At 68.5% G+C, this 23380-nt stretch carries 19 protein-coding genes; 12 read left to right on the plus strand and 7 right to left on the minus strand.

The features are described from left to right. Nucleotides 1–95: 95 nt before the first annotated feature. Together IRT45_RS08370 and IRT45_RS08375 are read right to left on the minus strand one after the other, a co-directional pair. Entirely contained in the window at nt 96–860 is a 765-nt protein-coding gene (locus IRT45_RS08370; RefSeq protein WP_194805280.1) for a DUF2127 domain-containing protein, read from the minus strand. A gap of 71 nt (nt 861–931) precedes the next feature. Beyond that, entirely contained in the window at nt 932–2071 is a 1140-nt protein-coding gene (locus IRT45_RS08375) for an XRE family transcriptional regulator (RefSeq protein ID WP_194805281.1), read from the minus strand. A 286-nt stretch (nt 2072–2357) separates the two neighbouring features. On the opposite strand from IRT45_RS08375, the gene IRT45_RS08380 reads away from it, so the two are divergent. Then, a complete protein-coding gene (locus tag IRT45_RS08380) occupies nt 2358–2663 on the plus strand; it encodes a hypothetical protein (RefSeq protein WP_036501858.1) in 306 nt (101 codons plus the stop codon). 73 nt (nt 2664–2736) lie between these two features. Here IRT45_RS08380 and IRT45_RS08385 read toward each other — a convergent pair whose 3' ends face one another. Then, the gene (locus IRT45_RS08385; protein ID WP_210743458.1) at nt 2737–3597 is read right to left on the minus strand and encodes a PAC2 family protein; all 861 of its coding nucleotides are present in this window, start codon (nt 3595–3597) and stop codon (nt 2737–2739) included. A 161-nt stretch (nt 3598–3758) separates the two neighbouring features. Here IRT45_RS08385 and metH point away from each other — a divergent pair, with 161 nt between their 5' ends. From metH to IRT45_RS08400, 3 genes are all read left to right on the plus strand, one after another. Next, nucleotides 3759–7337 (plus strand): methionine synthase, encoded by a 3579-nt coding sequence (gene metH / locus IRT45_RS08390; protein WP_194805282.1) that lies wholly within the window; start codon nt 3759–3761, stop codon nt 7335–7337. Nucleotides 7338–7410: 73 nt separating this feature from the next. Beyond that, nucleotides 7411–9048: a serine/threonine-protein kinase gene (locus IRT45_RS08395; RefSeq protein WP_194805283.1), complete on the plus strand. Its 1638-nt coding sequence runs from the start codon at nt 7411–7413 to the stop codon at nt 9046–9048. A gap of 25 nt (nt 9049–9073) precedes the next feature. Then, nucleotides 9074–9739, plus strand: a complete 666-nt coding sequence (locus IRT45_RS08400) for an HAD family phosphatase (protein WP_194805284.1) — start codon at nt 9074–9076, stop codon at nt 9737–9739. 6 nt (nt 9740–9745) lie between these two features. Here IRT45_RS08400 and IRT45_RS08405 read toward each other — a convergent pair whose 3' ends face one another. After that, complete coding sequence (locus IRT45_RS08405) at nt 9746–12247, minus strand: AAA family ATPase (RefSeq protein WP_194805285.1); 2502 nt, start codon at nt 12245–12247, stop codon at nt 9746–9748. 267 nt (nt 12248–12514) lie between these two features. On the opposite strand from IRT45_RS08405, the gene IRT45_RS08410 reads away from it, so the two are divergent. The 6 genes from IRT45_RS08410 (at nt 12515) to hisG (ending at nt 18124) form a co-directional block, all read left to right on the plus strand. Continuing rightward, complete coding sequence (locus tag IRT45_RS08410; protein WP_194805286.1) at nt 12515–13375, plus strand: arpA protein; 861 nt, start codon at nt 12515–12517, stop codon at nt 13373–13375. Between the two features lie 28 nt (nt 13376–13403). Then, a complete protein-coding gene (locus IRT45_RS08415) occupies nt 13404–14213 on the plus strand; it encodes a class I SAM-dependent methyltransferase (protein ID WP_309240846.1) in 810 nt (269 codons plus the stop codon). Beyond that, complete coding sequence (locus tag IRT45_RS08420) at nt 14210–16024, plus strand: choline/carnitine O-acyltransferase (RefSeq protein ID WP_194805287.1); 1815 nt, start codon at nt 14210–14212, stop codon at nt 16022–16024. The genes IRT45_RS08415 and IRT45_RS08420 overlap by 4 nt, the downstream gene beginning before the upstream one ends. Nucleotides 16025–16243: 219 nt before the next feature. Continuing rightward, the gene (locus tag IRT45_RS08425) at nt 16244–16831 is read left to right on the plus strand and encodes a GNAT family N-acetyltransferase (RefSeq protein ID WP_309240847.1); all 588 of its coding nucleotides are present in this window, start codon (nt 16244–16246) and stop codon (nt 16829–16831) included. 85 nt (nt 16832–16916) lie between these two features. Further along, a complete protein-coding gene (locus IRT45_RS08430; protein ID WP_030518144.1) occupies nt 16917–17180 on the plus strand; it encodes a phosphoribosyl-ATP diphosphatase in 264 nt (87 codons plus the stop codon). A 92-nt stretch (nt 17181–17272) separates the two neighbouring features. After that, on the plus strand, nt 17273–18124 hold the full coding sequence (gene hisG, locus IRT45_RS08435; RefSeq protein WP_194805288.1) for an ATP phosphoribosyltransferase: 852 nt from the start codon (nt 17273–17275) through the stop codon (nt 18122–18124). Between the two features lie 21 nt (nt 18125–18145). On the opposite strand, the gene IRT45_RS08440 is transcribed toward hisG, so the two are convergent. Beyond that, a complete protein-coding gene (locus IRT45_RS08440; RefSeq protein ID WP_194805289.1) occupies nt 18146–19009 on the minus strand; it encodes a RecB family exonuclease in 864 nt (287 codons plus the stop codon). An 83-nt stretch (nt 19010–19092) separates the two neighbouring features. Here IRT45_RS08440 and IRT45_RS08445 point away from each other — a divergent pair, with 83 nt between their 5' ends. After that, the gene (locus tag IRT45_RS08445; RefSeq protein WP_194805290.1) at nt 19093–19926 is read left to right on the plus strand and encodes a tRNA (adenine-N1)-methyltransferase; all 834 of its coding nucleotides are present in this window, start codon (nt 19093–19095) and stop codon (nt 19924–19926) included. A 118-nt stretch (nt 19927–20044) separates the two neighbouring features. Here IRT45_RS08445 and IRT45_RS08450 read toward each other — a convergent pair whose 3' ends face one another. Next, complete coding sequence (locus IRT45_RS08450; protein ID WP_228533948.1) at nt 20045–20632, minus strand: nuclear transport factor 2 family protein; 588 nt, start codon at nt 20630–20632, stop codon at nt 20045–20047. Between the two features lie 182 nt (nt 20633–20814). Here IRT45_RS08450 and arc point away from each other — a divergent pair, with 182 nt between their 5' ends. Next, nucleotides 20815–22575 (plus strand): proteasome ATPase, encoded by a 1761-nt coding sequence (arc, locus tag IRT45_RS08455; protein WP_194805292.1) that lies wholly within the window; start codon nt 20815–20817, stop codon nt 22573–22575. 63 nt (nt 22576–22638) lie between these two features. Here the strand turns inward: arc and IRT45_RS08460 are convergent, their stop codons facing one another. After that, a complete protein-coding gene (locus tag IRT45_RS08460; RefSeq protein WP_375540071.1) occupies nt 22639–23370 on the minus strand; it encodes a peptidylprolyl isomerase in 732 nt (243 codons plus the stop codon). Nucleotides 23371–23380: the final 10 nt, after the last annotated feature.

The following is a 23380-nucleotide window of genomic DNA, read 5'->3' on the forward strand; positions in this document are numbered from 1 at the left end:
TCGGCCGGCAGCAATCGGTCAGCGGACTCGGTCACCGGCACGAGCGTAATACCTGCCCGCGCGCCGCGGCGGCGCACCCGGGCCTCGGCGTGCCGTCACCCCGCCTCGGTGGCGACCGCGGAGCGTTCCACGGTCAGCAGGCTCTCCTCGCTGTGCTCGCGGTGGTAGGCGGCGCCACCGCCGTTGAGGCCGAACAACCGCTTCGACCACAGCAACCAGAGCACCGCGGCGACATTGATCACCAGGGCACCGGCGCGGACGACGGTGATGCGCTCGGTGAGCTCATAGATCTCGAGCGGCAGGAACAGCGAGGTGGCGATCACCGCGAAATACTCACCCCAGCGCTGCACGTACCACAGGCCCACGGCCTCCACGAATTCGATGACGGCATACGCCAGCAACCCCACCGCGATCCAGGTGAGCACGGTCGGTGACAGCGTCCAGCCCTTCTCGATGAACGCGACGATCTTGGAATTGTCGGGATTCCAGCCGATCTGGTCGGCGAGCGGGCGGATCAGCGGCAGCTCCCGATCGAATGCGGCATGCAGTTGCTCCTGCGAATTGCGTACCTTGAACACCCCGGCGGCCAGCACCACGAACACCAGCCCGCGGATCACCCGTTCGGCGGCCAGCAACCGCATGATCAGCCGGTCGCGCAGCAGCCGCCCACGCGGCACCTCGGGCGCCGCATCGGCCGGGCCGCGCCCGCGCGGCTCGCCGATCACGAAATTCCCGCAGCGCAGACACCGCCAGGCCTCACCGGCGGCCGTCGAAACATGCAGGCGCGCAGCCAGTTCCGCTTCGTCGGGGGCGTAGGTGGCGTGCCCGTGCCACGAGCAGCTGCGCAGACTGAAGTCCATTCGTCGCAGCGTACAACCCCGGCGGCACCCTGCAATTCAGCGGCGCAATTCAGCGGCGCAACGCCATCCGCTCAGCTCATCGACAGCACCCGCAACTGCTCGAGATAGGTGCGGGTGCGGGGATCGGACGGATAGCGTTCGATCATCTCCCGCGCCGCCTCGCCCGCGATCCACAGCAGCGACGGCAGCGAGCGGCGCTTGCCCTCGAACGCGCGCATCGCCTCGTCGACCGCGAGCTCCAGATCGCGATCGCGAACCGCCACCACGGCCAGGGTCAGCTGTGCCTCGGAGACGCGCATCGGCTGACGGACCGAACCGTCGAGGCCCGTGGCGCTGCGGATCACCTGGCGGGCATAGGCTTCCGCCGGGCGATTGTCACCGGCGACCCGGGAGCAATCCATGGCGTAGAAATCGAATTTCTGCGCGTCGACGACGAAATGGTTGTCCAAATTTGCCGGATTGTCCAATTGTCGCAAGATATCTCGGCCGCGTTCGAGCGCGCGTTCCATCGCCTCGCGATCGCCGATGCGCGCCCACGCCTTGGCCTGCTGCGCGGCCAGTTGCACGCCGACACCCATACCGCGGCAATTGTCGAGGGCGGACTCGGCCACCTCGATCGCGCCGCGGTAATTGCCCTGGGTGATGGCGAACCACGCCGCCATTTCCGCACCCCAGCCGACGATTTCGGGATGTTCGGCCTCCTGGCCCAGCGACAGCGCCGCGCGGCGGGTCGCCTCCGCGGCGGTGCGCCGGCCCAGGTCGTAGTCGACGCATCCGACCAGCAACGCCACCCAGCCGGCGAGGACCAGCACTTCGCGATGCTGCGCCAGGGTCAGCCGCCCGTCGAGCAGCGAGGTGATGCGCCGCAGCCACGCGGTGCCCTCGGTATGCAGTTCGTGCGGGTCGGCGAAGGGATATTCGCAGCACAGCCGCTCGGCGGTGATGCGAATGGCATCCAATGTGGCCGAAGAGATGTCGGACATCCGCAGCCGGCCGATGAACTCCAGCGTGTCCATTCCCGTTGACGACAGAAGTTCGTCGTCCCGATTGGGGCGCGCCTTGGGGAAAAACGCCGCGGTGACGGTGTCGAATGCCGCGGCGATGATCGGCGCGTAGAAATCGTCCGGGCGCGACTCGCCCGATTCCCAACGGCGCCAATTGCGTAGGAGGGTACTGTCTGTCGGCAGGTTGTGGGATGACTTCGCGCGCATCGCGCGGACGGCATCCGCTTGGGACCACCCCCGCGCGTCTCGTTCGGAGCGCATCCTGACAGCCCAGACGGGTCGATCGTCACTCACGGCCACGTCTGTAGTATCCCACCAGTTAACGCCGGTGGACCCGATAGGGCACGCGGTTGTCCGTCATTGACATCTGCAATTGCATTTGCAGATGACGGATGCTCGATTCGGGCGGTTTTCCCGTCCACAGCAGGTGATCCGCAAGCAGGTGATCCACAACAGAACAGCGAGTCCCTTACACATCCAAACGGAGGTTCGGGTGGAAGCGTTGATCTATGGATACGTGCGTGACGACTTAGCCGACGGTCACGCCGCCGAGCTGGAGGATGCGATGTGCACCCTGGCCAGCGAAGTCGGCCTCTGCTTCGCCGCGACGTTCCATGAATCGACCCAGGGTGACGGCGCCGCGTTCGCCGAGCTCACGGCCGAGCTGAAGCGGGCCGAGGCACACCATGTGGTGGTTCCGTCGCTCGATCATCTTGCGGGCCAGACCATTCCGCGCGACGTGCTGATCGCGAAGCTGGCCCACGACGCGGAAGCCCAGGTGCTGACCATCGAGACCTGACCGAGGGTGGCCGGTCGCCGGACACGCCTCCGCGGGCCTCGCCCGCCGGCCGAGTGTCCGGCGCCGCCACCGGTTACAGGCCGAATCCGCCCTTGCCGCCGCCACGCCGGCGCAGATACTTCTCGAATTCCGCTGCGATCGCGTCGCCGTCGATCTTGGCCATCGCGTCGTCGAGGTCGACCGCGGCATCGCCGCGCTCCTCCAGCGATCGCACGTATTCGGTGACCTCCTCGTCACCCTCGGTCATCTCGTCGACCGCGGACTCCCAGTCCTCGGCCTGCGCGGGCAGCTCGCCCAGCGGCACCTCGATATCGAGCACGTCCTCGACCCGGCGCAGCAGCGCGATGGTCGCCTTCGGATTCGGCGGCTGGGAGACGTAGTGGGGAACCGCCGCCCAGAACGAGATGGCCGGCACGCCCGCTCGCACACATGCGTCCTGCAACACGCCGGTGATGCCGGTCGGTCCCTCGTAGCGGGTTTGTTCCAGACTGAACTGTTCGGCCGCTTCCTTGCTGTAGGCGGTGCCGGTGACCGGGACCGGCCGGGTGTGCGGGGTGTCCGCGAGCAGTGCTCCCAGAATCACCACCGTCGTCACCTGCAGTTGCTCGATCAGCTCGATGATGTCGGAGCAGAACGCTCGCCAGCGCATATTCGGCTCGATGCCGTGCAGCAACACGATGTCGCGCTCGCTACCGGGAGGTGAGCACACCGACAGGGTGGTCGAGGGCCACTGGATCTCGCGGGTCACGCCGTCGACCTGGCGTACGGTCGGCCGATTGACCTGGTAGTCGTAGTAGTCTTCGGAATCCAGTTCGGCCAGCGGTTCGGCGTCCCAGATCAGTTCCAGATGTTCGACGGCGCCGCTGGCGGCGTCGGCCGCGTCGTTCCAGCCTTCGAAGGCGGCGACGAGAACCGGATCACGCAACGTCGGCATTGCCGGATCGGATGAGGCACTGGGGTTCACCCGGTCAGCCTACGGCGTGGCGGCGGTATCGTTCACCGCATATTGCGGGATATCGCGTGTCGAGGGCGATGTGGTGTGGCCGCCCGGTCCGGTGGTCAGGATTGTCGGGGCCGCCCACTACTCTGGGGTACATGTCTGTGTCCTCCCGCGCCGAGTTCGATACCACGTTGCTCGACACGCTTGCCCGGCGTGTCGTGATCGGCGACGGTGCGATGGGCACCATGTTGCAGGCCGCGGATCTGACGCTCGACGACTTCCGCGGCCTCGAAGGATGCAACGAGATCCTGAACGAGACCCGCCCGGACGTGCTGCGCGGCATCCACCGCGCCTATTACGAGGCCGGCGCCGACGCGGTCGAGACCAATACCTTCGGCTGCAATCTGCCCAACCTGGCCGACTACGACATCGCCGACCGGATCCGCGATCTGTCCGAACGCGGCACCCGGCTCGCCCGCGAGGTGGCCGACGAGATGGGCCCTTCCGGCGACGGCACGCCCCGCTACGTGCTGGGATCGATGGGCCCCGGCACCAAACTGCCCACCCTGGGCCACGCTCCCTTCGTCGCGCTGCGCGATGCCTACACCGAGGCCGCGCTGGGCATGCTCGACGGCGGCGCGGATGCCATCCTGATCGAGACATGCCAGGACCTGCTGCAGGTGAAGGCCGCGGTCACCGGCAGCCGCCGGGCGATGGAGCGGGCCGGGCGGCGCATTCCGATCATCACCCACGTCACGGTCGAGACCACCGGAACCATGCTGGTCGGCAGTGAGATCGGCGCGGCGCTGACCGCGATCGAACCGCTCGGTGTCGACATGATCGGTCTCAATTGCGCCACCGGCCCGGACGAGATGAGCGAACATCTGCGCCATCTGTCCAAGCACGCCCAGCTGCCGGTATCGGTGATGCCGAACGCGGGGCTGCCGGTGCTGGGGGCCAACGGCGCCGAATATCCGCTCACCCCGGGCGAATTGGCGAGCGCCCTGCACGGCTTCGTCACCGAATTCGGCCTCGCGCTGGTCGGCGGCTGCTGTGGCACCACCCCGCAGCACATCCGCGAGGTCGCCGACGCGGTCGCGAATGTGGCTCCGGCCCAGCGCAATCCGGAGCACGAGCCGAGTGTGTCCTCGATGTACACCTCGGTGCCGTTCGAACAGGACGCCTCGATCATGATGATCGGCGAGCGCACCAACGCCAACGGCTCCAAGGCTTTTCGTGAGGCGATGCTGGCCGGTGATTGGCAGAAATGCCTCGACATCGCCAAGGATCAGACCCGCGACGGCGCGCACATGCTGGATCTGTGTGTCGACTACGTCGGCCGCGACGGCAGCGTCGACATGGCGGAGCTGGCGGGCCGGCTCGCCACCGCCTCGACGCTGCCGATCATGCTCGACTCCACCGAGCCGCCGGTGCTGCAGGCCGGTCTGGAACATCTGGGCGGGCGGTGCGCGGTCAACTCGGTGAACTACGAGGACGGCGCCGGGCCCGATTCGCGCTTCCAGCAGATCATGCGCCTGGTCGCCGAGCACGGCGCCGCCGTGGTCGCGCTGACCATCGACGAGAACGGCCAGGCCCGCACGGCGGAGCATAAGGTGGAGATCGCCGAGCGGCTGATCGCCGACATCACCGGCAACTGGGGACTGGCCGAGAGCGACATCATCGTCGACTGCCTGACCTTCACCCTGGGTACCGGACAGGAGGAATCGCGTCGCGACGGCATCGAGACCATCGAGGCCATCCGCGAGCTCAAACGCCGGCACCCGCAGGTGCAGACCACCCTCGGCCTGTCGAACATCTCCTTCGGCCTCAACCCGGCCGCGCGGCAGGTGCTGAACTCGGTGTTCATGCACGAATGCGTGGAGGCGGGGCTGGATTCGGCGATCGTGCACGCATCGAAGATCCTGCCGATCAGCCGGATCCCGGAGGATCAGCGCACGGCCGCGCTGGATCTGGTCTACGACCGGCGCCGCGAGGGTTACGACCCGCTGCAGACGCTGATGGCCATGTTCGAGGGCGTCTCAGCGGCCTCGGCGAAAGCCTCGCGCGCCGACGAGCTGGCCGCTCTGCCGCTGTTCGAACGCCTGGAGCGGCGCATCGTCGACGGCGACCGCAACGGCCTCGAGGAGGATCTGGACGCGGCGATGCAGGACGTGCCGCCGCTGCAGATCATCAACGAAACCCTGCTCGCGGGTATGAAGACCGTCGGTGAGCTGTTCGGCTCGGGTCAGATGCAGTTGCCGTTCGTGCTGCAGTCCGCGGAGGTCATGAAGACCGCGGTGGCGCACCTGGAACCGCATATGGAGGCCACCGACGACTCGGGCAAGGGCCGCATCGTGCTGGCGACGGTCAAAGGCGATGTGCACGACATCGGCAAGAACCTGGTCGACATCATCCTGTCCAACAACGGCTACGAGGTCGTGAATCTCGGTATCAAACAACCGATTTCGGCGATCCTGGACGCGGCGACCGACAAGAAGGCCGATGTGATCGGCATGTCCGGCCTGCTGGTCAAGTCGACGGTGGTGATGAAGGAGAACCTCGAGGAGATGAACACCCGCGGGGTCGCCGACCAGTTCCCGGTGCTGCTGGGCGGCGCGGCGCTGACCCGCGCCTACGTCGAGAACGATCTCACCGACGTCTACGCCGGCGATGTGCACTATGCCCGTGACGCGTTCGAGGGCCTGCGCCTGATGGACGACATCATGACCCGCAAGCGTGGCGGCGCGGTCGATCCGGACAGCCCCGAGGCCGAGGCCGAACGCGCCAAGGCCGCCGAGCGCAAGGCCCGCCACGAGCGGTCCAAGCGCATCGCGGCCGAGCGGCGCGCCAAGGAGGTACCCGTCGAGGTGCCCGAGCGCTCGGACGTGGCCGCCGACCTGCCGGTGCCGGTGCCACCGTTCTGGGGCACCCGGGTGATCAAAGGCCTTGCGGTGGGCGAATACTCGGGCCTGCTCGACGAGCGCGCGCTGTTCCTGGGCCAGTGGGGTCTGCGTGGACAGCGCGGCGATGAGGGACCCAGTTACGAGGATCTGGTCGAATCCGACGGCCGCCCGCGGCTGCGGTACTGGTTGGACCGGTTGTCCACCGAGGGCGTGCTGCAGCACGCGGCGGTGGTCTACGGCTACTTCCCGGCCGTGTCCGAAGGTGACGACGTGATCGTTCTCACCGAACCGGATCCCGCTGCGCCGCAACGGTATCGGTTCACCTTCCCGCGTCAGCAGCGCGACCGGTTCCTGTGCATCGCCGACTTCGTGCGCTCGCGGAAGCTGGCCACCGAGCGTGGCCAGGTCGACGTCCTGCCTTTCCAGCTGGTCACCATGGGGCAGCCGATCGCCGATTTCGCCAATGAGCTGTTCGCGGCGAACAACTACCGCGACTACCTCGAGGTGCACGGCATCGGGGTGCAGCTCACCGAGGCGCTGGCGGAATACTGGCATCGCCGGATCCGGGAAGAGCTTGTGCTGGAAGGACATTCGGTTGCCGACGAGGACCCCGCCGAGGTGACGGATTACTTCAAACTCGGCTACCGTGGCGCACGCTACTCCTTCGGTTACGGCGCCTGCCCCGAACTCGAGGACCGCGCGAAGCTCGTGTCGCTGCTCGAGGCGGACCGGATCGGCGTATCGCTGTCGGAGGAGTTGCAGCTGCATCCGGAACAGTCGACCGACGCCTTCGTTCTGCTGCATCCGGAAGCCAAGTACTTCAACGCGTAAACTTTGAGCGTTTCCGTGCGTCACACATAGTGGTGGGGTGCTCGGCGTGTGAGCGCAGGAGGGGTTCGACACCATGACTTCAGATCGGCTGATCGCCGGGCGGTACCGACTGGCCGATCCCATCGGCAGCGGAGCCATGGGCGTGGTGTGGCGCGCCAGTGACGTTCGGCTGCGACGCACCGTCGCGGTCAAGCAGCTGTTGCTGGCGCCCGGACTGACCAAGGCGCAGGCGCTCGAAGCGAAGATGCGCGCCATGCGGGAGGGACGCATCGCGGCACGGCTGCACCATCAGAACGCGGTCACCGTCTTCGACGTCGCGGAGGAGGACGGCCAGCCCTGGCTGGTGATGGAGTACGTCGACGCGCAGAGCCTGGCGGCGCTGATGCGCGACAAAGGCCCGCTCGAACCGCGCGAAGTGGCCCGGATCGGGGCGAAGGTCGCCGCGGCGCTCGCGGCCGCGCACGACGCCGGCATCGTGCACCGGGACGTGAAGCCCGCGAACATCCTCGTCGCCGACAACGGGACGGTGAAGATCACCGACTTCGGCATCTCGCGCGCCGTCGGCGACGTCACGGTCACCTCGACCGGATTCCTGGCCGGCACCCCGGCGTATCTGTCGCCGGAGATCGCGCGCGGTGAGGATCCGGAACCGTCGTCCGACGTGTTCGCGCTGGGGTCGACGCTGTATGCCGCGGTCGAGGGCGCGCCGCCGTTCGGTGAGGGCGACAACCCGCTCGCGGTGCTGCATTCGGTGGTCAGTGCCAAGGTGCCCGAGCCGAAGCGCGCCGAATCGCTGGGCCCGGTGCTGATGAGCCTGCTGGCCGCCGACGGCGCCGACCGGCCCACCATGCGGGAAGCGCAACAGGCGCTCGAGGCCGTCGCCGACGGCCGAACGGCCGCGTTGGTCCCCGCGGCCACCAATGTGCTCCCGCAACCGGGCGCCGACGCCGCCGCGACCACGGTGCTGTCCACGCCCGAGAAGACCACGGCCGCTGCCGCCCCCACCCCAGGCGCGACCACCGCGAAAACGCCCGCGCCGCAACCGAAACCGGGCCCGCTGCGCGACCGGCGGATCTGGGCGGCGGCCGCTGCGGCCGTTCTCGTGGTCGCGGTGATCATCGGATTGGTGGCGACGTCCGGGTCCGATGACAACCACACCGCGGCGGCGGGGAACGGCACCACCTCGGCGCCGGAGCAGCCCTCGGCGACCGCCTTCGCACCGCCCGGCGCCGCGACCCCGGATGCGCCCGGCGGATCCTCGTCCAATGGTGCGGGTGGCAGCGCATCGCTCGGTAGCCCCGTGCCCAGCGGACAGACCCCGCCCCCGGCGCCGAACGGCGTCCCGGCGCCCGGTGCGAGCGCGTCCCGGACGGCCCCGCCCGGAACCAGCGCTCCCTACGGCCCGGCCCAGTCGGCCGACGTCGCGGGCTTCATCTCCGGCTATTACGGCATGCTGCCCGGTAACACCAGCGGCGCCTGGGCCGAACTGGCACCGTCGTACCAGTCCCAGACCGGCGGCTACGCGCAGTACTCGAATTTCTGGTCGACGGTGTCGTCGGTGCGGGTCGGCGGGGTGACGCAGAGCGGTCCCGGGCGGGCGGTCGCGACGCTCACCTATACCCTGAAGAACGGGACCGTCACCTCCGAGAGCCGCTGGTTCACGGTGGATACGGCCACCGGCCGGATGCTCATCACCGCGTCGGGAACCTGATGCGGAATCGGAAGGAGAGCTCCGGATGACCGTGGCCGCCGTGCTGTGGGATATGGACGGCACCCTGCTGGATTCGGAGAAGCTCTGGGATATCGGTGTGCGCGAACTCGCCGCAGAGCTCGGCGGCCGGATGACCGACGCCATCCGGCACGCGCTGATCGGCGCCGACGCCCGCAACGCGCTGCGGATCCTGTTCGACGGGCTCGGCCTGGAACTCGACCCGGCGGCGATGCTCGCGGCGGGACAGTGGCTCGAGCGCCGGGTCACCGAACTGATGGCCGGGCCCATTCCGTGGCGGCCCGGTGCGCAGGACGCGCTGGCCACGCTGCGGGCGGCGGGCCTGCCGGCCGCGCTGGTGACCAACACCAAACGATCGATCACCGAGTTGTGCCTGGAAACGCTGGGCCGTCACATGTTCGACGTCTCGGTCTGCGGCGACGAGGTCGACAGCGGCAAACCCGCGCCCGATCCCTATCTGCGCGCCGCGGGGCTGCTCGGCGTCGCCCCGGAAGATTGTGTGGCCGTGGAGGATTCGCCGACCGGTTCGGCCGCCGCGCTGGCCGCTGGTTGCCGGGTGCTGGTGGTGCCGTGTGAGATCGCCGTCCCGTCGCGGCCCGGACTGGAATTTCGCGAATCGCTGGTGGGTCTCACCGTCGACGAGCTTGCCCTGGTTCACGCCGGCGCGCGCTGACCCGCGTCACGGAGTTCGCGCTGCGGGCACGGCACGGAGCCGGCGTGGCCGCGGTTGGCCGACGTCCCGGGACTCGCGCGGCACCCGCGGTGCGATCTCGGCGCGCGAGACGACCGCGAGCTTCCGCAGGACGGCCGCGATCTGCGCGTCCACCGTGCGCGCCGAACTGCCGCGATGGGCGGCGATGGCGCTGTTGGTCCACCCGGCCGCGGCCAGCGCGGCGACCTCCTGCTCGGCCCGGGTCAGCAGATCCCATTCCGGCGCGTGCGGTGTCACCGCGTCCTCGTCCGGCACGGCGATGTCGCAGGCGAGCCGGCTGATCTCCCGCAGCGTCGTGCACACCTCGGTGCCCTCGCGATACGCCGCGTCGAAGGTGCGCCCGCCCAGGAGCTGGCGGATCCTGTCGGCCGCGCGGTCGGTCTCCGCTACGAAGGGCCGCAGCTGCGCGATGTCGACGCCGAGCCGGCGGCGCAGCGCCGCGGCGGCGCCGAGCAGTCGCGCGATCTCCACGGCCGTGGTGTGCGGCGCGGCCGCAGGTGGCGCGTCGAGGGTGAGCCGCGCCAGTGCCCACGCCCGCGCGTGGACCGACCACACCACCCCCCAGGTGTCGCGGGTCGCGACCTGCCGCGCCAGGGTGGTGGGCGCGGCCGCCGCGGCCCGCCGCGCGTCGCCGTGCAAGGTTTCGGCGATGATGCGCGCGATCTCGGCCCACGACTTCGCCCAGTCCGCACCCGAATCCGCCGCCTCGAGGTGGCGGGCGGTCACGGCGAGGGCCTGCTCGGGCGTCCCGAGGAAGGCGGCGGCGAGTGCCTCGAACAGCGCGCTGATCGCCGCGTGCCCGTAATCCGCTGCGGTGGTGAACATTTCGCGAGCGCGGGACAGTAGTACCAGCGCGCGCACATCCTGGTCGACGAGCATCAGCCGGCAGCCCAGGGTGAAGACCACCGGCGCCGGCAGCGGCACGTCGGCGGTGGGGTCGGCGGCCAACCGTGCCCGTGCCGCCGGATCGGGCACCGCGGCCGCCACACAGCGATCGAGCAACTCCTCCGCCTCACCGGGCAGACCCTGGCACAGGCAGATCCAGGCGATCGTCGCCATCGCGCGGATCCGCAGCGGCTCGGGCGCGGATTTGGCGGCGGCCAGTGTCTTCTCGGCACGGCGCCGTGACTCGCGCAACGAACCCCGGAAGAAGGGCACGTGCAACGCGATCATTCCCAGCGCGATCTCCAGCCCCGCCACCGCGTCGTCGGGCGAGTCCAGGCTGCGGTCGATCGCGATCAGCAGGTTGTCCCACGACGCGCGCGCCCACTGCGGCAAGCGGCCGTCGCCGTCGTCGGAACTGGTGATCCGGTCGAGGTAATAGCGGCGATGCCGGTCCGCCAGCCGCCGCGGCTCCCGCGAATCGCGTTCGGCCAGGCGCTCCCGGGCGAACAGCCGCAGACTCTCCAGCAGCGAATAACGCACCTCACGGGCGCTCAGATGCACGGTGACCAGCGATTGGTCGGCCAGCCGTTCGAGCAGTTCCTCGACCTCCGCGGCGGCCGGCCCCGCCGCGGAACCGTCGGAGCCATCGGGCCCGGCACAGACGGCTACGATCGCGTCGAGGTCGGCGCCCACCTCGAGGCCCGAATCGTCCTCGGCGTCGGCGGGATTGACGTCGTATCCGGGTGCGAAGACCGACATCCGCTCGAACAGCAGCCGTTCGCGCGCGTCGCACAGTTCGAACGACCACGCGATCACGTCGGTGATACCGCGATGCCGGGTGTCCGCGCCGACCAGAGTGGCGGGCGGCCAGTGCAGGCGGGTGTCGCCGGCGCGGCCGTCGAGATCGCGCAGGATCACGGCCGGCGGTCGCCGCCGCAGCCGCGCCGCGGCGAGCCGGATGCGCAGTGGGTAATGGTGCAGATGCCGGCAGATGGAGGCCACGGTGCCGGCGCTGTCGGGGCTCAGCACGGTACCGGTCAGGGCCGCGCGCTTGTGGAACAACTCCACGGCCTGGGCTTGCGTCAACGGCGGGAGCGGCAGGAGTTGCTCGTCGATCCAGCCGAGGGGTCGACGGCTGGTAGCCAGCACCGTCAGGCCCGGCACCGTCTCGATCAACTCGGCGATCACCTGCCCCGCGCCGTCGGTGACGTGTTCGCAGTTGTCCATGACCAGCACCGGGGGCGCGGCGGCGGCAGCGAGGGTGTCGCTCAGGGCCGGCCAGGGATCCCGCCCGGAGAAGTCGTGGTCGGCGACCGCGCGCACCACTTCCTCGGCCACTCCGGCCGCGTCCGTCCCCGCCGCCAGGCGCGCCAGGCGCACCCAGTGCACGCGTCGCTCGCCGGTCCTCGGCAACCGGTGCACGGCCTCGGTGACCAGGCGGGTCTTACCCAGACCACCCGCACCGATCACGGTGATCAGTCGCGCGGGCCCGGACAGCAGGGTCGCCAGCCGCCCCAGTTCGGGTTCGCGGCCGATGAATTCGTCGGAGGTGGTCGGGACGGTGCCCACCCGCAGTGGCGCCATCTCGCGACCCTACCGCCCGTGAGCGCCGGAGGGACGGGCAGCGGTGCGTCGTGGCGTTGTGGTCGCGAATATCGCTGGCGCACACGGTTACTCGAGGGTTTGTGAGGTTTCCCAACGATATCGGGGAATCCGCTGTGGATCGGCGTCCGGCAGGTCACAATGATCTTCATGGCGGCGACAGGGGGTTGTGGCGACGTGGGTGAAACGGTCCGGGTGAACGGCGAAACGGCTGGGGGAGAAGGGGCTTCGGCAGGGGCTCGCGGCGCGGTGGACGGACCCTCCCTCGCTGCCGTCGTCGATACCGAGCGTTATCCGCTCGACGCGCCCGGCAGCGCGCGGTGGGACGAGGTGGTGCGCCGAGCGCGCGACGACCTCGCCGCCGACGGCTGCACCGTGCTACCCGGATTCGTGCGCCCGGACCTGCTGGCCACGCTGCGCGACGAGGGCGCCGAACTCGCCCCGCACGCCTACTACACGGTCGAGAAGGTCAACGCGTACAACATTCCGCTCGACAGCGACCTGCCTCCCGACCACCCGGCCACGATCGTGCTCGAGCGCGGAAACGCCTTCGTCGCGCGGGATCTCATTCCCCGGACCGCGGTGATCCAGGTGCTCTACACGAGTGCGGCGTTTCAGCGATTGGTCGCCGAATGCTTCGGTCTGCCGCAATTGCACGAATACACCGATCCGCTGGCGGGGTTGTGCCTCAATGTGGTCGCGCCCGGGATGTCGCATCCGTGGCATTTCGACACCAACGAATTCACGGTCTCGATGCTGACCCAGGAGCCGGACGCGGGCGGGGTCTTCGAATACTGCCCGCGCATCCGGACGCCGGAATCGGAGAATCTGGCCGATGTGCGGGCGGTGCTCACCGGATCGGGCGAGCCGCTCGTCCGGCGGCTCACACTGCGCCCTGGCGATCTGCAATTGTTCCAGGGCCGTTTCTCCCTGCACCGGGTCTCACCGGTGGAGGGCGCCACCCAGCGTCACAGCGCGATCTTCGCCTACAGCGACCGCCCGGGCATCGTGGGCGCGGTCGAACGCACCCGGCAACTGTTCGGGCGGGTTCTGCCGGACCATCTGGCCGCGGCGGGCAATGCCGTACGCGGCGACCGACTTCTCGACTGATCACCCGTTCGACTCAGGAGGATCGCCCGTGACGGTTTCGATGCACAGCACCGGAAAAGCCTCGTTCGACGACATCTACGACCGCCCCGATCCGAGCGCCTACTGCCGCCGGATGGCCGAATTGGACTACTGCATACCGGAATTGGCGAAGCCCGCTTTCCTCGAACTGTTCGCCGACTACGAGGCGCACACCGGTACCGCGCCCACCGTCCTGGATCTGGGTTGCTCCTACGGGGTGAACGCGGCGCTGCTGCGCTTCGGCACCACCGTCGCCGATCTGGCCGAGCACTACGGTGACGCCGACACCGCCACCTGCATCGCCCGCGACCGCGCCCGCCTGGCCGCCGACGACCGGCTGCCCGAGATCCGCTTCATCGGCATGGACGCCTCCGCGCCGGCGTTGGACTACGCGGCCGCCACCGGACTGCTGCACGAGACCGTCCACGCCGATCTGGAGGCGGGCGATCCCACCGAGGCGCAGCGCAAGATCATCGGGTCGGCGGATCTGGTGATCTCCACGGGCTGCGTCGGTTACGTCACCGGCCGCACCCTCACACGGGTGGCCCGCGCGCACGGTACCCGGCTACCGTGGATGGCACACTTCGTCCTGCGGATGTACGCCTTCGAACCGATCGCGCGCGAACTCGCCGCCCTGGGGTACCGGACCGAGCGCCGTCCCGGCACCTTCCGGCAGCGTCGCTTCGCCTCCGCCGCCGAACAGCAACAGGTTTCGAATACGCTGACCGCCAACGGAATCGATCCGACCGGCTACGAATCCGACGGCTGGCTGCACGCCGAACTGTATATATCCACACCGACCCCCGAGGACCGCCCGTGACCGACCGTACCTTCGCCTTCGACGATCAGCTGCCGCGCGTGCCGCTGCCCACGCTCGACGACAGCTGTGCGCGTTTCCTGCAGTGGTCGCGGCCGCTGCTGTCGGAGGACGAATACGCCGATACCGAGCGCGCCGTGGCCGATCTGCTGCGCGCCGACGGTCCGGCCCGGATCCTGCACGCCGATCTGGAGCGGTTCGACAGCAGTCCCGGCGTCGGCAGCTGGCTCGACGAGTTCTGGCCCTCGCGCTATCTGGGCCGGCGCGACCGGATCGCGGTCAACGCCAACTTTTTCTTCCTGTTTCGCAACGACACGCCACTGGCGCAGTCCACCTCGGACCAGCAGGCCGATCGCGCCGCCGCGTTGATCACCGCCGCGGTGAACTACAAACTGCTGCTCGATCGGGAGGAGATCCCGCCGGTCGTGCAACGCGGAGCGCACTTTTCGATGGCGCAGAACAAATTCCTGTTCTCCGAGACCAGGATTCCGGGCGATCCGCAGGACAGCGTGCGGGTGCCCTACAGCCACGACTGGCCCGGACCGTCGCAGGCGCGCCACATCGTGGTCTTCCACCACGGCGCCATGTTCCGGATGGAGGTCATCGGCGCCGGCGGTGCGCCGCACGCCCCGGAGGACCTGGCCGACGGGCTGCGGGCCGTGCTCAAGGCGGCGCCCGATCAGCTGCCGGTCGACTCCTCCGCCGGGCATCTGACCACTATGGCGCGGGCCGAATGGGCCGGTGTGCGTGGCCGTCTGCTCGAGGATCCGGAGAACGCGGCGGCGCTCGAGGTGATCGAAACCGCGCTGTTCTGCGTCTGTCTCGACGATGTGAGCCCGGCCGATCAGCTCGCGGCCAGTGATCAGCTGCTGCACGGTGACAGCGGTAACCGGTGGTTCGACAAGGCGGTCTCGCTGATTGTCTTCGCCGACGGCAGCGCCGGTATCAATGTGGAGCACTGCGGGCTCGACGGCACCACCATCCTGTCGTTCGTCGACCGGCTGCTCGAGACGCCGGCCGCCGAACATGCCGCGCAGTCGGGTGCGCAGCCGCAGGGGTTGCCCTCGGTGGAGCCGATCGAGTTCCGGCTCGACGATCGGTTGCGTGGTGAGATCTCCTCGGCCGCAGCCGCATTCGCTCAGTTCGTCGCCGACAATGCCACCACCACGGTGTCGTTCGACCACTTCGGCACCGGCCGCGCCAAGCAGCTCGGCATTTCGCCGGACGCCTTCGCGCAGTTGAGCTATCAGCTCGCGCATCAGCGCAGCAAGGGAATGGTCGGGGCCACCTACGAATCGATCGCGACCCGGCAGTATCGCAACGGCCGCACCGAGGCCATGCGCGTGATCACCCCGCAGATCCTGGATTTCGTTGCCACCATGGACGATTCGTCGGCCGATGCGGCGACGAAGCTCGCCGCCGCCCGGGCGGCCGCGACCGCCCACGTGGAGCGGGCCAAACAGTGCCAGCGCGGTGAGGCGCCGGAGCAGCATCTATGGGAGCTGCAGTGGGTGCAGCGCCGGCGCGGCGCCGAACTGGGCGCCACCGAGCCGATGCCGTTCTTCGACAGCCCGGGCTGGATCATCACCCGAGACGACTATCTGAGCACGAGCTCGGCGCCCTCGGCGAACATCGAATACTTCGGTTTCGGCTGCACCAGCCCCAAGTGCATCGGCATCGCCTACGTCCTGCTGCCGGATCGCTGGAACATCTATCTCGCGACACCGAAAGCGGTGGCGGAGCAGATGTATCGGTTCGCCGACGAACTGCGGACCGCGGTGTCGGAGCTGGAGGAGCTGCTCGCCTCGGCCTGATGGGTGGACTACACCCGAGCCGACCGACACCCGGACCGGGAGACAGGCGGCTCGGGTGTCGGTCGTATCGGGGGATGGTCGCGGCGAATCGCTGTCGCGCGAGACTGTCTCGGCCGCACCGAGTTTCGGTCCGCAGGTACCGTCACCGGAGCGCAGGCGCCGTGCCGGGTCGGTCTCGAGCCGAGATGGGCGTGCACTCGGATTGATAGTCTCGTTCCCGTGGCCGACTCGGTGATGCCGCTGTTCGCCTGGCGTCGGGTGACACCGGCGGATTTCGCGCTGCTGGGACATTGGCTGGCGCAACCGCATGTGCGGCGGTGGTGGCATCACGACTTCGACGCCGCATCGATCGAACGCGATTTCGGCCCGACCGCGCGCGGGGAGGTGGCCGCCGAGGATCTGCTCGTCAGCGCCGACGGCGAACCCGTCGGGCTGGTGCAGCGGATCCGCTGGGCGGACTGGCCCGAGTACGTGGAGCAGATGCGGCCGATCCTCGACGTGCCCGGCGAGGCCGTGTCGCTGGACTATTTGATCGGCGAGCCGGGGCGAGTGGGCCGCGGTCTGGGTTCGGCGATGCTGCGCGCGGTCGTCGCGGCGAGTTGGGGCGACTATCCGCGCGCCGACTGCATCGTCATCCCCGTCGCGTCCGCCAACCGCGCGTCCTGGCGGGCGCTGGAGAAGGCCGGTCTGCGCCGAGTCGCGGCAGGAGAGCTGCCGCCGGACAACCCGATCGACGATGGATGGCATTACATCTATCGCATCGATCGTCCCCGCGAGGCTCCGGCATCGACGACCGCCGGACGGTGACCACGCGCACACCCGCGGCAACCGCGGCGCCCGCGCCGATAACCGATTGCGGGACATATGCGGTCGTCTGAAAGAATGGCCTCCCGTGAAGACTTTCGAAACCCTGTTCGCCGAGCTGCAGGATCGTGCGGCCAACCGTCCGGAAGGTTCCGCAACCGTGGCGGCATTGGACGCCGGGGTCCATGCGCAGGGCAAGAAGGTGATCGAAGAGGCCGGTGAGGTGTGGATCGCCGCCGAACACGAGACCGACGAACAGCTGGCCGAAGAGATCTCGCAGCTCCTGTACTGGGTGCAGGTGCTGATGGTGGGCCGCGGTCTGCGGCTCGAGGACGTGTACCGACATCTGTGACGGGTGAGGCCCGAGCCGCCACGGCTCTCGGGCGACACGGTTCGACCGTTCCCTGACACATCTGTCCGCCACCCGTCCCGAAAGGACACACCATGCTTCGCGTCGCAGTCCCCAACAAGGGCTCACTGTCCGAATCGGCCGTCGAAATTCTCACCGAGGCCGGCTACCGCAAACGCAGCGATTCGCGCGACCTGTCGGTGATCGACAACGCCAACCAGGTCGAATTCTTCTTTCTCCGCCCGAAGGACATCGCGATCTACGTCGGGTCGGGACGCCTCGACCTCGGCATCACCGGCCGCGATCTGGCCCTGGATTCCGGCGCCCCGGTGCAGGAACGCCTCAGTCTCGGTTTCGGCCGCTCCACCTTCCGCTACGCCGCCCCCGCCGGGCGCGAATGGAAGGTCGAGGACCTCTACGACAAACGGATCGCCACCAGCTACCCGAATCTGGTGCTGCGGGATCTGCAGCGCCGGGGCATCGAGGCCGAGGTGATCCGGCTCGACGGTGCGGTGGAGATCTCCATCCAGCTCGGCGTCGCCGATGCCATCGCCGATGTGGTGGGCTCCGGCCGCACCCTGCGCCAGCACGATCTGGTCGCCTTCGGCGATTCGCTGTGCGATTCGGAGGCCGTGCTGATCGAGGCCACCGGTTCCGATCGCGGCGACAAGGCCCGCAACCAGCTCATCGCCCGGGTCCAGGGCGTGGTCTTCGCTCAGCAGTACCTGATGCTGGACTACGACTGCCCGAAGGATCTGCTGGACCGCGCCGCCGCGATCACGCCCGGGCTGGAGTCGCCGACCGTCTCCCCGCTGACCGATCCCGACTGGGTCGCCGTGCGCGCGCTGGTGCCGCGCAATCAGGGCAACGACGTGATGGATCAGCTCGCCGAACTCGGCGCCAAGGCGATCCTCGCCACCGATATCCGTTCCTGCCGCGCCTTCTGACGTCGACGGACGGCGCCGCGGTCACGGGTGCGGCACCGTCGCCGCGGCATCGTCCGGCCAGCCCGGATACGGCGGCGGAGTACCGCCGTAGGCCGGGCACAGGGAGCGGTACTCGCAGAACTTGCAGCTCCACCCGGGCCGCGGCGGGAAATCTCCGTCGCGGCCGGCGGTGGTGATCGCCGCCCACAGGGCCGACACGATGCGCTCGAACCGGACCAGTTCGTCCGCGTCCGGCGCATAGGTCAGGATCTGCCCGTCGCGCAGGTACAGCAGCCGCAGCTGGGCCGGCGCCACGCCGCGGGTGCGGTACATGATCAGCGCGTAGAACTTCAGCTGGAACAGCGCCTTCTGCTCGGCATCGGGCGCGGGAGTGCGGCCGGTCTTGTAGTCGACGACGCGCAACCGGCCGTCCGGCGCGATATCGATGCGGTCGACATATCCGCGCAGCGGCGATCCGTCCGCCAGCCGGACCTCCACCAGCGATTCGCAGGATTCCGGGTCGAATCCGGTGGGGTTCTCGAGGTGGTAGTAGCCGCGGACCAGGCGGCTCACCTCATCGAGAAACGGTGGGAGACCGCCTTGTTCGAGCACCACCTCGATCTCGGGGCGATCTGCCAGCAAACGCTGCCAGGCCGGCTCCACCAGCGCCGCGGCCCGCTCCGGAACGCGTTCACCACTGGGTAGCCGGTACAGCGATTCCAGCACCGCGTGTACCACCGTTCCGCGTACGGCGTCGCGGCCGGGAGTTTCCGGAATGCGGTCGATCGCGCGTAATCGGTATTTGAGCGGACATTGTTTGAAATCGATTGCCCGCGAGGGCGACAACGCCGGTCCGCGGGAAACGGCCGGTAATTCGGGCGGGGTCGCCGTCGGTGGTGCGGACATACCTGGCAGGCTATCGGCGGGTACCGACACATTCCGCGGCGCGTTACCGCCGCCGGAAATGACGCACAGGAGAACGGAGATTCATGACGGCCAGACGGACCGGCCCATTCGCCACGGGGGACCGGGTGCAGCTGACCGATGCCAAGGGCAGGCAACACACCGTCGTCCTGGAGCCGGGCAAGGAGTTCCACACCCACAAGGGACCGATCCGCCACGACGAGCTGATCGGCGCCGACGAGGGCTGTGTGGTCCAATCCGCCAACGGCACACCGTATCTCGCGCTGCGGCCGCTGCTGGTCGACTACGTGCTGTCGATGCCGCGCGGTGCGGCCGTCATCTATCCCAAGGACGCCGCGCAGATCGTGCACGAGGGTGACGTGTTCCCCGGCGCGCGGGTGCTCGAGGCCGGCGCCGGATCGGGCGCGCTGACCTGCTCGCTGCTGCGCGCGGTCGGGCCGAACGGCAGTGTGCGCTCCTACGAGATCCGCGAGGACCATGCCGAGCACGCCGTCCGCAACGTCGAGCGATTCTTCGGCGAACGCCCCGACAACTGGACGCTGACCCTCGGCGACGTCGCCGACCACGACGGCGAGCAGGTCGACCGGGTGGTGCTGGACATGCTCAAACCGTGGGACGCGCTACCCGCGGTATCGCGCGCGCTGATCCCCGGCGGGGTCCTGATCGTCTACGTCGCCACGGTCACGCAGCTGTCGGAGGTCGTGGAGGCGCTGCGTCAGCAACAGTGCTGGACCGAGCCGCGATCCTGGGAGTCGCTGGTGCGGCCGTGGCATGTGGTCGGCCTGGCGGTGCGTCCCGAACACCGCATGCAGGGGCATACGGCCTTCCTGGTGAGCGCCCGGCGCCTCGCCGACGGCGTGGTGGCACCCAAACCGCAGCGGCGGCCCTCCAAGGGCTGAGCGGGCGACTCAGGCGTCGTCCCTCCGTTTCGCTGTGCTCGGCTCGATCGGCAGCCCCCTACCGACGATGCGGCCCCGGTTCGCGCCTGGCGAAACCGGGGCCGGTGTCATGCCTCGATCAGGGCTGGCAGGGCGCCATACCCATGGCCAGGATCTGGCACGCGGAGGCGTCCGACAGCTGCCAGCCGGCGGCCGAGTGCTGCCAGGTCATCGGCATCGGGCCCGCCGGGCCGTGCGGGGAGGTGATGGTGACCTGGCCGGTGGCCTGGTCGCCCTCGGTCTTGATGTCGGCGACGGTGAAGGTGATGGTGCCGTAGTTGGCCAGCCCCTTGGTCATGGTGTCGATGTTGGCGGCGCGCTTGTCCCCTCCGACCACCAGTTTTTCCTTCTCGGTGGTCGGCTTGGCCGGATCCACGAAACCGTTGAGGGTGGCCTGCAGTTCCTCGGCGGTGGGGGCGGGCGCGGCGGCGGCGCTCGTCGCGGCGGCCGAGGCCGAGGTGGCCGTGGTGGCGTTCGTCGGCGTGGAGTCCTGGGAATTGTCGGACCCGCATGCTGTCATAGCGGTAACGGCGAGCGCGGCGAACGCGGTAGCCGTAGCAAGACGCAACCGGCGCGAACCGGAAACACCGGCGGTCCGCGTGGCGTTGCTCCCGGTGCGGGTACTGCCGCCGAAGGGAGTAACGCTGTGGCGGGTAGGAAGGAGCATCGACTAGACCTTTCGGTTCGGTCCGGCGAAATCGCTCGCCGAATGCAGGTTAGGGCAGGCTAACATGGTGGCCCGGGCCGGTAGACCGCAGCTGAGATGTGATCACGACGAAACCATGTCGGAAAGCGAGAACGGTTCGCGCCCGGTAGCGTTGATAGACCGGGACTGGGAGGAGCAGCATCATGAGCCCCATCGAGAATTCGGATTCGGCGGCCTGGAGAGAACTCGAGGTGGTACGCGCCGAGGCGGCTGCACTCCGTAGGCAACTCGCCGACTCGCCGGATCGTTCAAGGGAATTGGAAGCTCGTATCGATTCGCTGACGATTCGCAACACCAAACTGATGGACACCCTCAAGGAGGCTCGTCAGCAGTTGGTGGCGCTGCGTGAGGAGGTCGATCGGCTGGGCCAGCCGCCCAGCGGCTACGGCGTGCTGATCGGTGTGTACGAGGATCAGACGGTCGATGTGTTCACTTCCGGACGCAAGATGCGCCTGACGTGCTCGCCGAACATCGACACCTCGGAACTGCACTACGGACAGACCGTGCGCCTGAACGAGGCGCTCACGGTCGTCGAGGCCGGCACCTTCGACCGGACCGGTGAGATCGGCACCCTGCGTGAGGTCCTCGACGACGGCCGTCGCGCCCTGGTCGTGGGTCATGCCGACGAAGAACGTGTCGTCTGGCTGTCGGGCCCGCTGTCGGCGCTGGTCGACGCGGACGACGTCGAAGATCCGAACGCGCCCGTGCGGCGGTTGCGCCCGGGTGATTCGCTGCTCGTCGACACCAAGGCCGGGTTCGCGTTCGAGCGCATCCCCAAGGCCGAGGTCGAGGATCTGGTGCTCGAAGAGGTGCCCGATGTCGGTTACGAGGACATCGGTGGCCTGGGCCGCCAGATCGAGCAGATCCGCGACGCGGTGGAGCTGCCGTTCCTGCACAAGGATCTGTTCCGCGAATACGCGCTGCGCCCGCCCAAGGGTGTGCTGCTCTACGGTCCGCCGGGCTGCGGTAAGACCCTGATCGCCAAGGCGGTCGCCAACTCGCTGGCGAAGAAGATTGCCGAGGCGCGCGGTGAGGACGCCAAGGAGGCCAAGTCCTTCTTCCTCAACATCAAGGGTCCCGAGCTGCTGAACAAGTTCGTCGGCGAGACCGAGCGCCACATCCGGATCATCTTCCAGCGGGCTCGTGAGAAGGCCTCCGAAGGCACCCCGGTGATCGTGTTCTTCGACGAGATGGACTCGATCTTCCGAACTCGTGGTTCGGGTGTGTCCTCGGATGTGGAGACCACGGTCGTGCCGCAGCTGCTGTCGGAGATCGACGGTGTGGAGGGCCTGGAGAACGTCATCGTGATCGGTGCGTCCAACCGCGAGGACATGATCGACCCCGCGATCCTGCGGCCGGGCCGTCTGGACGTGAAGATCAAGATCGAGCGTCCGGATGCCGAAGCGGCACAGGACATCTTCTCCAAGTACCTCACCGAGCAGCTGCCATTGCATGCCGACGACATCGCCGAATTCGCCGGCGATCGGCCCAAGTGCGTCAAGGCGATGATCGAGCGGGTCGTGGACCGGATGTACGCCGAGAGCGAGGACAACCGCTTCCTCGAGGTCACCTACGCCAACGGTGACAAGGAAGTCCTGTACTTCAAGGACTTCAACTCCGGCGCCATGATCCAGAACATCGTGGACCGTTCCAAGAAGTACGCGATCAAGTCCGTGCTGGAGACCGGCAATCCCGGTCTGCGCATCCAGCACCTGTTCGATTCGATAGTCGACGAGTTCTCCGAGAACGAGGACCTGCCCAACACCACCAATCCGGATGACTGGGCACGTATTTCGGGTAAGAAGGGCGAACGGATCGTCTACATCCGGACGCTGGTTACCGGTAAGAACGCTTCGGCGAGCCGGGCGATCGATACCGAATCCAATACGGGTCAGTACCTCTAGGAGTACCGCACACACACGAAGGCCGCGCCCGCATCGCGAGCGCGGCCTTCGCCGTATCCGGTGTCAGCGCCGGGCAGTGGCCACCGAGTCGAGCACAATATCGGTGGCCGGTGCGCCGTCGCCGGATCCGTCCTTCACGCCGCCCGCGGCGATGTTCTGCAGCACATCCATACCGCCGGTGATCCGGCCGAACGGGGTGTAGTTGGGCGGCAGTTTGCTGTCGGAGTAGACCAGGAAGAACTGGCTTCCGTTGGTGTTGGGGCCGGAGTTGGCCATCGCGACCGTTCCCGCCGGGTAGGTCGCACCGGCCAGGTTCTCGTCTCCGAACCGGTAGCCGGGACCGCCGGTGCCGGTGCCGGTCGGGTCACCGCACTGCAGCACGAAGATGCCCTCGGTGGTCAGGCGGTGGCAGCGGGTGTGGTCGAAGTACTGCTCGCCGGCGAGGAAGGCGAACGAGTTGACCGTATGCGTCGCCCGTGCGGAGTCGAGGGCGACGGTGATGGTTCCGCAGTTGGTTTCCAGCGTCGCGGTGTAACCGGCGTTGGGGTCGATGGTCACCGCGGGTTCGGCCGGCCACTGCTTGCCGTTGGGCTGAGCGTCGCCGGGTGTCATGCAGCCGGGAGCCTGGGTGTGCAGTGGCAGCGGGGCAGCCACCGCAGTGGTGCCGCCGGCCAGCAGCGCGATCGCCGCACCCGCCGCCGCCAGGCCGCTGCGCACCGGCAATCTGCGCGATCTGCGGTCGCGTCGGGCGGAGTGGTCGAGATCGGACTGCGAGTGTGGGATATCGATACGCACCGGGGCGGGC

The organism is Nocardia sp. BSTN01, from assembly GCF_015354405.1.
In the GTDB taxonomy this organism is placed as follows: Bacteria; Actinomycetota; Actinomycetes; order Mycobacteriales; family Mycobacteriaceae; genus Nocardia.

What these genes read in the sequence shown, in the direction of transcription:
- IRT45_RS08370 (WP_194805280.1), bottom strand. Translation starts at nt 860, where the DNA reads ATGGACTTCAGTCTGCGCAGCTGCTCGTGGCACGGGCACGCCACCTAC.
- IRT45_RS08375 (WP_194805281.1), bottom strand. Translation starts at nt 2,071, where the DNA reads ATGCGCGCGAAGTCATCCCACAACCTGCCGACAGACAGTACCCTCCTA.
- IRT45_RS08385 (WP_210743458.1), bottom strand. Translation starts at nt 3,597, where the DNA reads ATGCCGACGTTGCGTGATCCGGTTCTCGTCGCCGCCTTCGAAGGCTGG.
- metH (WP_194805282.1), top strand. Translation starts at nt 3,759, where the DNA reads ATGTCTGTGTCCTCCCGCGCCGAGTTCGATACCACGTTGCTCGACACG.
- IRT45_RS08395 (WP_194805283.1), top strand. Translation starts at nt 7,411, where the DNA reads ATGACTTCAGATCGGCTGATCGCCGGGCGGTACCGACTGGCCGATCCC.
- IRT45_RS08400 (WP_194805284.1), top strand. Translation starts at nt 9,074, where the DNA reads ATGACCGTGGCCGCCGTGCTGTGGGATATGGACGGCACCCTGCTGGAT.
- IRT45_RS08405 (WP_194805285.1), bottom strand. Translation starts at nt 12,247, where the DNA reads ATGGCGCCACTGCGGGTGGGCACCGTCCCGACCACCTCCGACGAATTC.
- hisG (WP_194805288.1), top strand. Translation starts at nt 17,273, where the DNA reads ATGCTTCGCGTCGCAGTCCCCAACAAGGGCTCACTGTCCGAATCGGCC.
- IRT45_RS08440 (WP_194805289.1), bottom strand. Translation starts at nt 19,009, where the DNA reads ATGTCCGCACCACCGACGGCGACCCCGCCCGAATTACCGGCCGTTTCC.
- IRT45_RS08445 (WP_194805290.1), top strand. Translation starts at nt 19,093, where the DNA reads ATGACGGCCAGACGGACCGGCCCATTCGCCACGGGGGACCGGGTGCAG.
- IRT45_RS08450 (WP_228533948.1), bottom strand. Translation starts at nt 20,632, where the DNA reads ATGCTCCTTCCTACCCGCCACAGCGTTACTCCCTTCGGCGGCAGTACC.
- arc (WP_194805292.1), top strand. Translation starts at nt 20,815, where the DNA reads ATGAGCCCCATCGAGAATTCGGATTCGGCGGCCTGGAGAGAACTCGAG.